Below are 12506 nucleotides of genomic sequence, written 5' to 3'. Positions count from 1 at the left end.
GCCGTTGGTCTGGGCCCCCTTCGCGCTTGGGGGTCAGTCGCCGAAGGCGAGGCGGAGGCCGAAGGCGGCTATGACGGTGCCGGTGACGCGGTCCATGAGGCGGCGGGCGGACGGCTTGGCGAGCCACGAGCGCAGCGCGTGCGCGAAGGTGACGAGGACGGACGACCAGGCGAGGCCGAACGCGACGTGGATGCTCGCCAGCGCCATCCCGAACGGCAGGTGCGGGACGTCCGCAGGGATGAACTGCGGGAGCAGCGCCATGTACATGGCGCCGACCTTCGGGTTGAGGAGGTTCGTGAACGCGCCGCGGCGCAGGCCGTCCCGCAGTCGGTCGGGCTCGGGTTCGGCGTCCGCGGCGGCCTCGGCGGACAGGTGGCGGCGGCTCGTCCAGATCATGCGGACGCCCATCCACAGCAGGTAGGCGGCGCCGACCCAGCGCAGCGTCGTGTAGGCGAGGTGCGAGGCGGTGAGCAGGGCGGTGATGCCGAGCGACGCGAACGCGCCCCAGACGAGCGTCCCCGCCTGGATCCCGAGGACGACGCCCCAGGCGCGGCGGCGCTGCCCGAGCGCCGCGGTCCGGAGGATGAGCGCGGTGTCGAGGCCGGGGGTGAGCGTCATCAGCCCGGCGACCAGAGCAAAGGACCACAAAGCAGTGGAAATTGTCACGGAAGCCCAGCATATTGCCTGGGTCGCTGGTCAGGGGCGGTTGAGCTTCGAGCGGCGCCAGGCGTTCCTCACGACGTTCAGGTTCGTCTCGAACTGCGCCGGAGGCCCGCCGAACGACCTGCCTTCGGCATAGAGGCCGGGGAGCTTCCGGGACCGGCCCTGCTTGAGCCGCACCCGGACGATCCAGTACCCGCTGCCGCGTCCCGCGTTGACCGGCTGGATGTCGGCGACCCGGTCCCACGGGATGAACCCGCGGGAGAACATGCCGTCCAGCCGCAGGCCCTCGTCCTTGATCACGGTCGTGCCGAGCACGAGCGAGACCAGGTAGACGACGGTCGGCACCCAGACCACCAGGAAGATCGTCACCGGCCCGAGCGCCATCATGTCCCCGCGCCGCGCCATCGGCAGCGCGAATGCCGCCCAGGGCGCCGCCCAGATCACCGAGAACACCCCGAGCCCGATCCACACCCGGCGCCGCGTCTGCGGAATGATCCCGATCCGCTCGTCCATCATGCGCCCGAATGGTACGGCCTGCCCGGCGCGTCCTCTACCGCCGCTCGGGATCCGCGGCCTGGGCCTCGACGGCGCGCATGACCTCTGCCGGGACGTCCTTCCCGAGGTCGCTGCTCAGCCACCTCTCGGGGAGCATCCGGATCAGTACGGATTCCTTGGTGAGGGCGCCGTCCACATAGACGTCCGCCACCTTTCCCGGCAGGTAGCGCCGCGCGATGGTGAGCGCCTGCTCGCGGGACGGTTGCTCGTCGGCGGAGACCACGCGGCCTTCCACGGTGACGTACTTGTAGGGCAGCTCCTCCGACTGCGCCGCGAGGCTGAACCGTCCTGCCGCGCGGATGGCCTTGCCCTTCACCGAATCGCGTCCGGTCCAGAGGACGATCTGGCCTCCGGGCTCGTAGTCGTACCAGATCGGAACGGCCAGCGGCGCCCGGCCTTCCCTTTCGACGGCGAGAACCCCGACGTGCGCCTCGGCGAGAAACGCCTCGCGCTCCTCGACCGTCATCACCGCAGGCATCGCCCACTCCCTCGCGCCGACGCTCCTCACCTTTGTACATCGACCGTCCGCGTCCGCAAGGCTCTGTCGGAACGAGCGGAGCCGGCGCGGTCGGAGCATGCGAGGTCACCGTCGCCGCCTTCGCCACACTCTCCGGCCTGGTCACGCAGGCCGTCGGGGCCGCCCCCGCGCCGCAGTGGCGCATCAAGCGTCACGCCGCTGCCGTCCGAGTTCCGCCGGACGAACGACAGCCGGTGGCGTAACGAGCTGAACCTTGTCGCGGCGTCCGGGAGCAGGAACGCGTGGGCGTTCGGAAGCAGTTACGCCGGGAGCAGGAACCAGCGCTACCAGTACGCGTTCCACTGGGACGGCAAGCGCTGGAAGGTCGGCCACCGGTGGAAGACTTACGGGCAGTTCTCCGACGCGGTCGCGTTCTCGTCCAAGAACGTCTGGCTCTTCGGTAACCGCGGCGGCGGTGACAGCCCGGTCGGGGACTGGCACTACGACGGCAGGACGTGGACGCGCGTCACGCCGCCCGGGTTCGCCGTCCTCAAGGTCAGCGCGCTGTCGTCCAAGGACATGTGGGCGATCGTCGCCCAGCCCGACCAGATGGGCGAGGGCACGTCCCAGGTCGCGCACTACGACGGACGGTCCTGGAAGCTCGTCCCGACGCCGAAGATCGTCGGTGCGTACGGCGAGGGGCCGAAGCTCGTGGCCGTCTCCGCCCGCTCGTCCCGCGAGGTCCTGGTGGCCGGGACGCTGGAGATGGACGTCAACGGGGAAGCGAAGGCGCACCCGATCGTCCTGCGCTGGGACGGGAAGGCCTGGCGCCGTTTCGACGGCCCGGGCAAGCACGGCGGCGTCGCTTCGATCCTGCCGGACGGCAAGGGCGGCTTCTGGACGACCCTGGGGGCAGGACTCGGCTGCCCGGTTTACCACGTGACCGGCGGCAGGTGGCTTCCGACGCCGCTGCCGAAGGTCAAGGGCAAGTGGGTCGCCGCGCGCGACCTGTTCACGATCCCCGGCAGCCCGTCCCTCTGGTCCACCGGCCTCACCGAGTGGGGCGCCTACCCCGCGACGAACGGCCTCATCCTCAAGTACTCCCGCTGACCTGCGCCGGACGACGGACCCTGCGTCCTTCTGTGGCCTGGGCCGTCCTTCCGGAGAGCCGGGCGCCAATCGCGGCGAGCGGCCCGTGTGCGTTCTGAGCGGTGGCTTCGCGGCCACCGCTCAGGCGCGGTCGTTCCGGTCGTCCGCTACTGCGCTTATGCGGACGGGTCAGAAGACCGAGATGTGGACGTGGTCGAAGTGGTTGGCGGTGATGCCGCCGCGGTCGCTCATGCCGCGCCAGCCCGGGTTGCGCATGTCGTAGATCTGCTGGCGCCAGATGATGTACTTGATGCCGAGGTCGGACGCGTGCGCGATCGCGTACTTGGCGACGGAGTAGCCGTTGGCGATGCGGTCCGCGGTGGGCATGACGCCGCCGGACGACTCCATGAAGTCGCAGGCCGTGCCGGTCGCGTGGTCCTGGGCGTCCGCGCCGCCGCGGTAGCAGCCGATCGTGGGGAACGGGCCGAACTCGGCGTCGATGGTCTGCTTCACCTTGAGCATGCGCGGGGTCACGTTGCCCATGCCGACGCTCGGCGACTCCGGCTTGTACTTCTTGATGAGCTTCTGCACCTGGGACTTGCGGGTCTTCAGGTCGGCGAGGTTCTTCTGCAGGTCGGAGATCTTCCCCTGCGCGGCCTGGCGGGCCTTCTCCTGGTCGGCGACCAGCTTGGCGATCTGCTGCACGCGCGCGGACTGGTTCTGCGCGACGTGGCTGGCCAGGCTCATCGTGTTCAGCAGGTCGGACGGGTCGCCCGCCGCGACGACCGTGATGCCCGGGTCCTGCCCGCCGGTCATGTACTGGTTCGCGGCGAGACGGGCGACGAGGGTGCGCGAGGCGTCGAGCTGCCCGCGCAGGTCGTCGGCCTTCTTGATGGCCTGCTTAGCGGCCCACTGCGCGTCCTTGAGCTGGGCCAGGTCGCCGCCGTACTCCTTGTCGAGCTGGGCGATCTGCTTGTTCAGCTTGTCCATCTTGTCGCTGTCGCCGGGCGCGGCGTCCGCCGGGACGGTGCTCGACAGCATCGGCAGCACGACGGCGGCCGCGGCGGCGGCCAGCGCCGCGCGGCGTCCACGCCGGCGTCCGGTGGGGGCCTGGGGGGTGGCCAGGGTGAAGCGGCGCCTGCGTCGGGTGGAGGTCGGGCGCTCCACGTCCTCTCCTCTCCTGGTCGGCCTACCGGGTTAGCTGACGGGTTCGGGCGCGGGAGTCCGCCCTATCGCGGCGCCGTGCGGCGTCCGCGAACTCACCCCGGCCGGACGGGGAGGCGTCCGGCGGATGGGTCCCCGGCTCCCGGACGGGGGCGTCCGGGACTCGGCTCGTCCGGCCAGCCTGCCGCCTCGATCACGGGCGGTCACCGACCGGACACCAACAAACTGCAAGGAACTGGGTGTTGCCTCGCCAAAGATTAAACCCCTGGGGCTGCTGGGACGACCCCTGGCGCGGAACGGGATGGGGCGGTCCCGCCGGACGCGGGACGACCCGGCCCCGAAGGCGGGACCGGGTCGTCCTGACGGTGCGTGAGCGTCCTACAGTCCGCCCTTGTAGAGCAGGCGGTTGGGCGTGCCCGTCTTCAGGTTCTTGAGGACGTTGGTGGTCGCGTTGTCCTTCAGCCACTTCTGGACGGTCGGGAAGTCCGCCTTCGGGTGCGACTGGAGGTACAGCGCCGCGACGCCCGCGACGTACGGGGACGCCATGGACGTGCCGCTCTCGACCTCGGTGCCGCCGCCCGGCCAGGTGGACGTGATGCCGTAGCCCGGGGCCAGGATGTCGACGCACTTGCCGTAGTTCGAGAAGTCCGCGCGGTTGTCGTGCGAGGTGGTCGCGCCGACGGCCTCGACCCACGGGGCGCCCGACGGCGAGAACCGGCAGGCGTCCTTGTTGTCGTTGCCCGCCGCGACGGTCACGAAGACCCGCGACTTCGACAGGTTCGCGACGGCGGTGTCGAGCGCCGCGGACTTGCCGCCGCCGATCGACAGGTTCGCCACGGCCGGACGGGCCGCGTGGCCGCGCAGCCACTTCACCGCGGCGACGACGTCGGACACGGGGGCGCTGCCGTTCTCGTCCAGCACCCGAAGCGCGCGCAGCTGCACGCTCTTGGCGGCGCCGTACTTGGCGGAGCCGACGATGCCGGCGACGTGCGTGCCGTGGCCGTTGTAGTCCCAGCCGTTGCTCTTGAAGCGCGGCGCGGTCCACACGACCTTGGCGCGCCCGCCGAACTGCGGGTGGCTCCAGGCGATGCCGCTGTCGATGACGTACGCGGTGACGCCCTTGCCGGTCGCCTTGTAGGAGTAGGACTTCGACAGCGGCAGCCTGCGCTGGTCGATGCGGTCCAGGCCCCACGGGAGCGGCGACTTCTGGGTGGTGGTCGCGTGCACGAGCTGGTCCTGCTCGATCGCGGCGACGCGCTTGTCCTTGCGCAGCTTGTCCAGCTGGCCGGGGTTGAGGCGGGCGACGAACCCGTTGAGGACGTCGCCGAAGTCCTGGACGGAGGTCGCGCCGACCTGGCCCGCCGCGGCGGTGGGCGACGAGCCGTCCTTCAGCGTGACGATGTACTGGCCCGCGATGGGCGTGCCCTCGGCGGCGGTCACCTGGACCGGCTTGGGCTTGGAATCGGCGGAGGCGAGGGCGGGGATCGCCGCCGCGGCGCCCACGCAGGACGCGATCGCACCGGCCAGCAGCAGCCTTCGGGGGACGGCCCGCAAGAGAGCTCCTTCTGCCACGGCATCGGACGCACCGCGGCCAAGATCGAGGTCACCGACCCCGGAACCCTAATGCACCTTCCACACCACAATCCCCATAACGGACATATCAATCGGGTGAACTTCCCCCGCCCTTAATTGATCTTGCCCGCCCCCACCCCTGCTCAGCCGCCCCTTCCCCGCCCCCACCCCGTCCCATTCCGGACACCACCCCACCAGCCCAGCCCGGGCGAGCGGCGCTGGCGTGGGGCGTGGGTCATCCCTTGGTGAGGCTGCCCTGATAGGCGAGGCTCGTGCCCGGCTTCGTCCAGGCGTACTTGAGCGAGCCGTCCGGCTGCTTGCTGATCTTCACGTCGCCGCTCGTGCAGGGCTTGCTGATCGACAGCGCCAGCTGGAGCTCGGCGCCGGTGCCCTTCGTCAGAGCGAGCGTGCCGGAGCACCCTTCCTTGGGATACACCGCGGTGCCCGACTTCGCGCCCGCCTGCAGCGTGACCTGGAGCGGGAACGACTCGCCGCGCTGCGGGTTGACGGCCGTCCCCTTCCAGGTGCCGGCGAAGGCGTCCGGGATCGTGCTGACGGGATGCCCGTCCGCCGCGGTGTTGCGTCCGGAATGACTGTCCCCGTCGTCCCCGCGCAACTGCGGCCAGAGCACCAGCGCGATGATCGCGATCCCCACCAGGACGCCGATGGCCAGCGACACCGCGACACCGATCACATGATTGCCAGGCCGCCGCCACCGCGGCCGCGCCGCCCGCAACCCGGCCAACGACAGCACGGCCGTCTCCGGCCCCTTGTCATCGGCGCCCACAGGCCGCATCCCCGGAATCAACGAATCCGGCCCACCGGACCCAGCCCCCGGAACCGCACCCCCGGAGCCACCTGAAACCGCGCCGCCCGGTCCGCCGGGGCCTGGGGAGGGCACGCCGGAGCTCGGTGCCGCGCCGGTGACCGGAAGATCCCGCGCCGTGGCCCGACTGCTCCCCTGCCACCCACCAGGCGGACGAGGCGTGCTCGGCACCGGAGGCCCACCTGCGAGCGGCGGCGAAACGTTCCCGGAAGCCGCGTCGACCGTCCCGGGCGCAGCTCCCTGCGGAGCGCCAGGCGGCAACACCCTGGGCAGATCCAACATCGTGCTAGGCCCGTCACTTGCCGCCCCGGACGCCTTATCTCCAGACGACGTGCCCGAAGCCGAACCGACTTCCGCATCAAGCGCTGAGGTCGGCAACCCACCGCCCGAAGAACTCCCAGAAGCAGCCGCTCCGCCCCCGAACGCAGCAGGCACACCCCCATGAGACGCAGATGGCGAACCCCCCGAAACAGCGGCCCCACCCCCACCCTCAGACGAAGGCCGACCAGCCGCGAACGGCCCAGCCCCCGGCACGCCGGTTCCGCCGCCCGGGGAGTCCGCCCCAGGCACCGACGGAACGCCCGCCGCCCCCGGCACGCCGCCACTCCCAGACGGCACGCTGCTACCAAAGCCACCAGGCGCCCCGAGCCCGGGCGCAGCCGCCGAACCACCACCTCCCGAACCCACTTGCATAGCGCCAGAAGAGCCAGTCCCACCAGTCCCGCCAGACGCGCTGGGCGTGCCGGACGGAGTGGACCCGCCGGGCGTAGCGGACGGACCGGACGCGCCGGGCGAGCCGGACTGGCCAGGTGTGGAGGGCAGGCCGGGAGTGGCGGATGCGCTGGGCGGGCCGGGCGTGGCGGTCGGGCCGGGGGTGGTGGAGGCGTCTCGTGTGGATTGTGCGGGGTCGTGGGTGCCGGTGGCGGTGCTCGTGCTGGCGCCGGTGGCGAGGGCTTCGGCTTCGGCGCGGAGGGAGGCGGGCATGCGTCCGGCGAGCGGGCCGTCCAGGAGGCGGCGGAGTAGGTCGGCGGCCGTGGGGCGCTCGGAGGGGGACTTGTCCAGCGCGTCCGCGACCGCATCGCGGACGGCCTCGGGCAGGACGGCGGTGTCCGGGTCGTCGTAGACGATGCTCTGCATGATCTCGGCGGGGGAGCCGTCCCCGAAGGGGGCTTCGCCGGTCGCCGCGAACAGGAGGGTCGTCGCCCACGCGAAGATGTCGGCGGGCTCCCCGACCGCCTGCCCGCTGAGCTGCTCGGGCGCCAGGTAGGACGGACTTTCGGCGGCACGCGTCGCCGGGGCGGCGTTGACCGCCTCCAGCGCGGAGATCACGCCGAGGTCGGTCACGCGCGGACCGACCTGCGCGAGCAGCACGTTGGCGGGCTTGAGGTCATGGTGGACCGCTCCGGCCCGGTGCGCGGCGGCCAGCGAGACGGCGAGGCCGACCGCGAGGCGCTCGACCACGACCGGTCCGCGCGGGCCCTCGTCCGCGACCAGCTCGGCCAGGGACGGCCCGTCCACGAGCTCGGACACCACGTAGGGACGATCGCCCTCGACATCCGCGGCCAGGACCTCGGCGGTGCAGAACCCGGTGACGCGGCGGGTGCCGGCGAACGCGGCGGCGAACCGGGCGCGCGCCTCGGGCTCACCGCTCAGCCGCACATGCAGCAGCTTCACCGCAACGGACCGTCCGGACGCGGCGCGGCCGACGAAGACCGCGCCCTGCTCGCCGACGCCGATCCGGCCGGTAATCGGGAAGTCGCCCAGCCGCTCGGGATCGCCGGGTTGCAGGGGCAGAGCCTCTGCCATCTACGCACCCTCCGTGTTCTACCACCGGGGGAGAAGCCCCCCGTACTTCCGTGAAATCTGTTTCGTCCCCCGCGTCGGCACCGCTCCCCTTTCTACCGGTTGCCGGCCGATGGCGCGGCGGAGACGACCGCACCCGATCCGTCACCAGCCAACCCCCGCCCGCGCCGCCCCAACGAGACTCCAGTTCTTCCCCCACCTCCACCAGCGGCACCGAACGCCCGTTTCGTCACACTCGTCCTCACCCCCTGTCTTCCCCCACCAGCCCCCTCTCCCATCCAGCCCCAATCCGCCCGCACCCGCACCCGCGCCTTCCCTGTGTCCGCCCCGCGCCCGCTCCCGCCTGGACCGCGTCCGCGTTTGCGCCGCGCCCGGTTCGCGTCGACCATGCGTCCGCCCCCGCATCTTCGCCGCGCTGGTCCGTGCCCGCGTCCGGTCCGCTTCTGGCTGGCGCCCAGGCCGCGTCTGGCCGCGCTCGGTCCGCGAACGCGCTCGGTTCATGGGCTGGGTTTGGTCGGGGTTCTGGCGGTCTGTGTTGGGGGACGGCCGGGGGGTGTGGTTCTCGGCGCTCGCTGGCTTGGTTGCTTGATTCGTTTTGGGTCTCCTCTGTCTTTGTGGGGGGTTGGGGCGCTGTTCGGTTTGGGGCGCGGCATGTGGGGCGGGGGTTGGGTAGCGTCGGCGGGGATGCCGCGTAAACCGCTTTCCCGTGAGCTGCTGGATGAGCAGCGCGCCCTGCTCGGGCTGCCCGCGTATGCCGGGTCGGACGAGACGCCCGCTCTTCGCCTCGCCGCGCTCGACACCTTGCTCGCCGCCCGCGCGGCAGGTGTCGAGCCCGCGCGTCCGATCGTCACCGGGGCCGTCCGGCTGCTGCTCGACCGGCTTGCCGAGCTGGCTCCGGGACGGTCGGTGGAGGTGCGCGTCCCACCGCACGCCGCCGTCCAGGCGATCGAGGGGCCGCACCACACGCGCGGCACCCCGCCCAACGTGGTCGAAATGGACGCCGACACCTGGATCGCCCTCGCCCTGGGCGACCTGGCCTGGGACGACGCCCTCCGCGACCGCCGTGTCCGGGCCAGCGGGTCCCGTGCGGACCTCTCCGACCATCTGCCTCTCTCACCTACCTAAACGAGCGGCGGGCTTGGAACGTTGGGGGCGGATTTCTTGATTCTTCGGCGGTGGTGCCAAGCTCCGGCCCCGCCCGGTCCGGCTCACCCCTCTCGGCCCGGTCCGGTCCCGGTTCAGGCCGCCCCGGTCCCGGTCCGGTTGCCTCCGGTCCCGGTTCGGTCATGGTTGGGGGGCCGGTCCGAGGCGTTCTTGGCGGCCGGGTGCGTTGGGGCTTAGCTGCCCGGGTCAGCTGTCGGAGTCCAGGTGCCGGGTTGGTGGTGCCGAGGCTGGGCAGGGGATCTTGGGCGGAGGGGTTGGGCCTTGTTCGTGGGGGCGGGCGCTGGGACGGTGGAGGGCACCGGTCAGGCCCGGACGCCGCGCCCGGATGCCGGGAGGAGGTGGGCGCCGTGCTCGTCGCGCACTGGAGTTTCGAGGTCGAGGACATCGATGGCCGCCGGGTGGCCGACGCCACCGGCGGGGGGTCGGCGATGACCTTGGACGAGGGGGTCCGGATCGTCCCCGGAGGCGATGGGGAGGCGCTGGCCTTCGACGGGACGGGCGGGCGCGCGGTCGTGCCGGCGGTTCCGCAGCTGGTGCTCAGCCAGGTCTTCGGCTTCACCACGGCGTTCCGCGTCAGCGTCGCGGAGGGCCCGACGGGGGAGTGGCGCGCGCTGCTGTTCAAGGAGGTCGCCGAGGGGGACGCCCGCGCGATCGGGATCTGGCTGCATCCGGACGCGATGCGCCTGCGCGTCCAGCTCTTCACGATCAAGGGCCCCGAGTACATGGACAGCCACGCCCGCCTCGCCCTGGACGCGTGGACGCACCTGGCGTTCGTCGTCGACACCCAGGGCATGTTCCTGTACGTGGACGGCCAGCTCGATGTGGCCATTCCGCTAGAGCATCCGGTGGTGACGCCGAGCGGCCCGCTGTCGCTGGGGGCCGAGCCCGGAAAGCTCGGGATGTCCGGGATGCTGGCCGACGTCCGCGTCTACTCCGCCGCCCTGGACGAGCAGGCCGTCCGCGCTCTGGCGGCAAAAGAGTGACGATCGCCGCGTCGCTCCCGATCAGGCACGAAGGTGTAGCCGATCTCACATCGCCCCCAAACCGGAAGCCTGGTCCAAAGCCGGACCGGAGATCAGGGAGCGTGGGAGCCGCTCGTGAACGGGAACTCGCGGTCGATGCACCGCTGCCGCCCGTAGTCGTCCGGATACCGGGACGTATCGGCGCATTGGGCGGCCTTGCTCAGCAGCCAGACCAGGGACACCGCGCCGACCGCGAGTGTCACCGCGCAGCACACGACCCCCGCCACCGCCAGGCCCCGGGACTGCCCCCGCAGCGCCGCGACCGCACCCAGCACGAGCCCCACCAGCGCCGCCGCGAGCCCCGCCCCGCACAGCAGCAGCGCGGGGAGGCCGACCAGACCCAGCACCAGGGACGCCGTGGCCAGGCCCCGCCGCTCCGGAGCCCTCGGCGGCGTCCGCGTCTGGTAGCCCGGCATGGTCATCGGCAACGGCCCTCCCCCTGAAGTCGAGTCCCCACACTCGCGCGCCCGGACGTCCGGCCGTGGCGCGGGCGGGTAAAGGTCCATTAAGGACTCCACCGATCGGAGCAGAACGGACAGGCCTTTAGACTGGCCAGCGTGCCTCTCGGTGATGGACGACTGAGCCATGACATCGATCCCTCCGACCGCCCTCCGCAGGACGCCTGCGGCGTGTTCGGCGTCTGGGTCCCACAGGACCAGGCCGCCAGGGCGGAGGTCAGCAAACTCACCTACTACGGCCTGTACGCGCTGCAGCACCGCGGACAGGAGTCGGCGGGCATCGCGGTCAGCGACGGCTCGCGGATCGTCGTGTTCAAGGACATGGGCCTGGTCGCCCAGGTCTTCGACGAGTCCGTCCTGAACACGCTGCGCGGCCACATCGCGGTCGGGCACTGCCGGTACTCCACCACCGGCTCGCCGACCTGGGAGAACGCGCAGCCCACCTTCCGGTCCACCGACCACGGCGGGCTGGCCCTCACGCACAACGGCAACCTGATCAACACCCCGGACCTGGCCGCCCGGCTGGACGGCGGGGCGCTCACCGCGACCTCCGACACCGAGGTGCTGACCGCGCTGCTGGCCACCCGCGAGGGCGGCCCGATGGCGGCCGCGCGCGAGATCCTCCCGGTCACGCGCGGCGCGTTCTCGCTGGTCTTCATGGACGAGACGACCCTGTACGCCGCCCGCGACCCGGAGGGCATCCGGCCGCTGGTGCTGGGCTCCCTGGAGGAGAACGGCGGCTGGGTCGTGGCGTCGGAGACCGCCGGGCTCGACATCGTCGGCGCCCGGTTCGTCCGCGAGATCGAGCCGGGCGAGCTGATCGCGATCGACGCCGCCGGCGTCCGGTCCGAGCGGTTCGCCGAGGCCCGGCCCAAGGGCTGCCTGTTCGAGTACGTCTACCTCGCGCGCCCCGACACCACGATCGCCGGGCGGTCCGTCCAGGCGACGCGGGTCGAGGTCGGGCGCCGGCTCGCCGCCGAGCACCCGGTCGAGGCCGACATGGTCATCCCGACGCCGGAGTCCGGCACCCCGGCGGCGATCGGCTACGCCGAGGCGTCCGGCATCCCCTACGGGCAGGGCCTGGTCAAGAACTCCTACGTCGGCCGGACGTTCATCCAGCCGTCCCAGACCATCCGGCAGCTCGGCATCCGGCTGAAGCTGAACCCGCTGCGCGAGGCGATCGAGGGCAAGCGCCTGGTCGTCGTGGACGACTCGATCGTCCGCGGCAACACCCAGCGCCAGGTCGTGTCCCTGCTCCGCGACGCCGGCGCGGCGGAGGTGCACGTCCGGATCTCCAGCCCGCCGGTCGCCTGGCCCTGCTTCTACGGCATCGACTTCGCCACCCGCGCCGAGCTGATCGCCGGGAACCTGGACGTTGAGGGCATCCGCGACTCGATCGGCGCGGACTCGCTCGGCTTCATCTCCCTGGACGAGCTGATCGCCGCGTCCCAGATCCAGAAGGACCGGCTCTGCCGGGCCTGCTTCGACGGCGTCTACCCGATCGCCGTCGAGGAGGCCGCCCGCGGCAAGCACCTGCTGGAGACCATCCGCCGCTGACCGTCGCCTCAGCCCGTCCCGGACGGCGGGCTGAGGCGCATAAAAGGCCGACCGCCTTCAGACGCGCGGGCGCACGAGCCTCAGACGCGAGGGTGGACGAGCTTCAGACGCGCGGTGCACGACCCTCAGACGTGCGGGCGCACGAGCCCGGGCATACAACCGAAGAAACGCAGGAG

Annotated in this window: 11 protein-coding genes and 1 riboswitch; of the genes, 4 read left to right on the top strand and 7 right to left on the bottom strand. The window is 71.9% G+C overall.

The window, feature by feature from the left end; genetic code table 11:
• Positions 1–33: 33 nt before the first annotated feature.
• From FHU30_RS15015 to FHU30_RS15005, 3 genes are read right to left on the bottom strand one after another with little or no spacing between them, the layout of a single operon-like run.
• Positions 34–666 (bottom strand): LysE family translocator, encoded by a 633-nt coding sequence (locus tag FHU30_RS15015; protein WP_253876224.1) that lies wholly within the window; start codon positions 664–666, stop codon positions 34–36.
• 30 nt (positions 667–696) lie between these two features.
• The gene (locus tag FHU30_RS15010; RefSeq protein WP_253876223.1) at positions 697–1179 is read right to left on the bottom strand and encodes a hypothetical protein; all 483 of its coding nucleotides are present in this window, start codon (positions 1177–1179) and stop codon (positions 697–699) included.
• 34 nt (positions 1180–1213) lie between these two features.
• Positions 1214–1696 carry a pyridoxamine 5'-phosphate oxidase family protein gene (locus FHU30_RS15005; RefSeq protein ID WP_253876221.1) on the bottom strand — a complete coding sequence of 161 codons (483 nt, stop codon included), beginning with the start codon at positions 1694–1696 and terminating at the stop codon, positions 1214–1216.
• Here FHU30_RS15005 and FHU30_RS15000 point away from each other — a divergent pair.
• Entirely contained in the window at positions 1643–2785 is a 1143-nt protein-coding gene (locus FHU30_RS15000) for a hypothetical protein (RefSeq protein ID WP_253876220.1), read from the top strand. The two genes, FHU30_RS15005 and FHU30_RS15000, sit on opposite strands and share 54 nt — an antisense overlap.
• Positions 2786–2953: 168 nt before the next feature.
• Here FHU30_RS15000 and FHU30_RS14995 read toward each other — a convergent pair whose 3' ends face one another.
• The 3 genes from FHU30_RS14995 to FHU30_RS14985 form a co-directional block, all read right to left on the bottom strand.
• Entirely contained in the window at positions 2954–3931 is a 978-nt protein-coding gene (locus tag FHU30_RS14995; RefSeq protein ID WP_253876218.1) for a coiled-coil domain-containing protein, read from the bottom strand.
• A gap of 3 nt (positions 3932–3934) precedes the next feature.
• A riboswitch (cyclic di-AMP (ydaO/yuaA leader) is annotated at positions 3935–4107 on the bottom strand.
• A gap of 199 nt (positions 4108–4306) precedes the next feature.
• Positions 4307–5482 (bottom strand): S8 family peptidase, encoded by a 1176-nt coding sequence (locus FHU30_RS14990; protein WP_253876216.1) that lies wholly within the window; start codon positions 5480–5482, stop codon positions 4307–4309.
• A gap of 253 nt (positions 5483–5735) precedes the next feature.
• The gene (locus FHU30_RS14985; RefSeq protein WP_253876215.1) at positions 5736–8132 is read right to left on the bottom strand and encodes a serine/threonine-protein kinase; all 2397 of its coding nucleotides are present in this window, start codon (positions 8130–8132) and stop codon (positions 5736–5738) included.
• 681 nt (positions 8133–8813) lie between these two features.
• Here FHU30_RS14985 and FHU30_RS14980 point away from each other — a divergent pair.
• A complete protein-coding gene (locus tag FHU30_RS14980; RefSeq protein ID WP_253876214.1) occupies positions 8814–9254 on the top strand; it encodes a sterol carrier family protein in 441 nt (146 codons plus the stop codon).
• A gap of 377 nt (positions 9255–9631) precedes the next feature.
• Entirely contained in the window at positions 9632–10276 is a 645-nt protein-coding gene (locus FHU30_RS14975) for a LamG domain-containing protein (protein WP_253876212.1), read from the top strand.
• Between the two features lie 92 nt (positions 10277–10368).
• Here the strand turns inward: FHU30_RS14975 and FHU30_RS14970 are convergent, their stop codons facing one another.
• Positions 10369–10737, bottom strand: coding sequence for a DUF4190 domain-containing protein (locus FHU30_RS14970; RefSeq protein WP_253876211.1), 369 nt, complete (start codon positions 10735–10737; stop codon positions 10369–10371).
• A 135-nt stretch (positions 10738–10872) separates the two neighbouring features.
• Here FHU30_RS14970 and purF point away from each other — a divergent pair, with 135 nt between their 5' ends.
• Positions 10873–12330 carry an amidophosphoribosyltransferase gene (gene purF, locus FHU30_RS14965; protein ID WP_253876210.1) on the top strand — a complete coding sequence of 486 codons (1458 nt, stop codon included), beginning with the start codon at positions 10873–10875 and terminating at the stop codon, positions 12328–12330.
• Positions 12331–12506 lie beyond the last annotated feature (176 nt).

The organism is Actinomadura rupiterrae (assembly GCF_024172125.1).
GTDB lineage: Bacteria > Actinomycetota > Actinomycetes > Streptosporangiales > Streptosporangiaceae > Spirillospora > Spirillospora rupiterrae.
The sequence above is the reverse complement of the archived record's forward strand: the minus strand, read 5'-3'. Positions and strand labels throughout refer to the sequence as shown.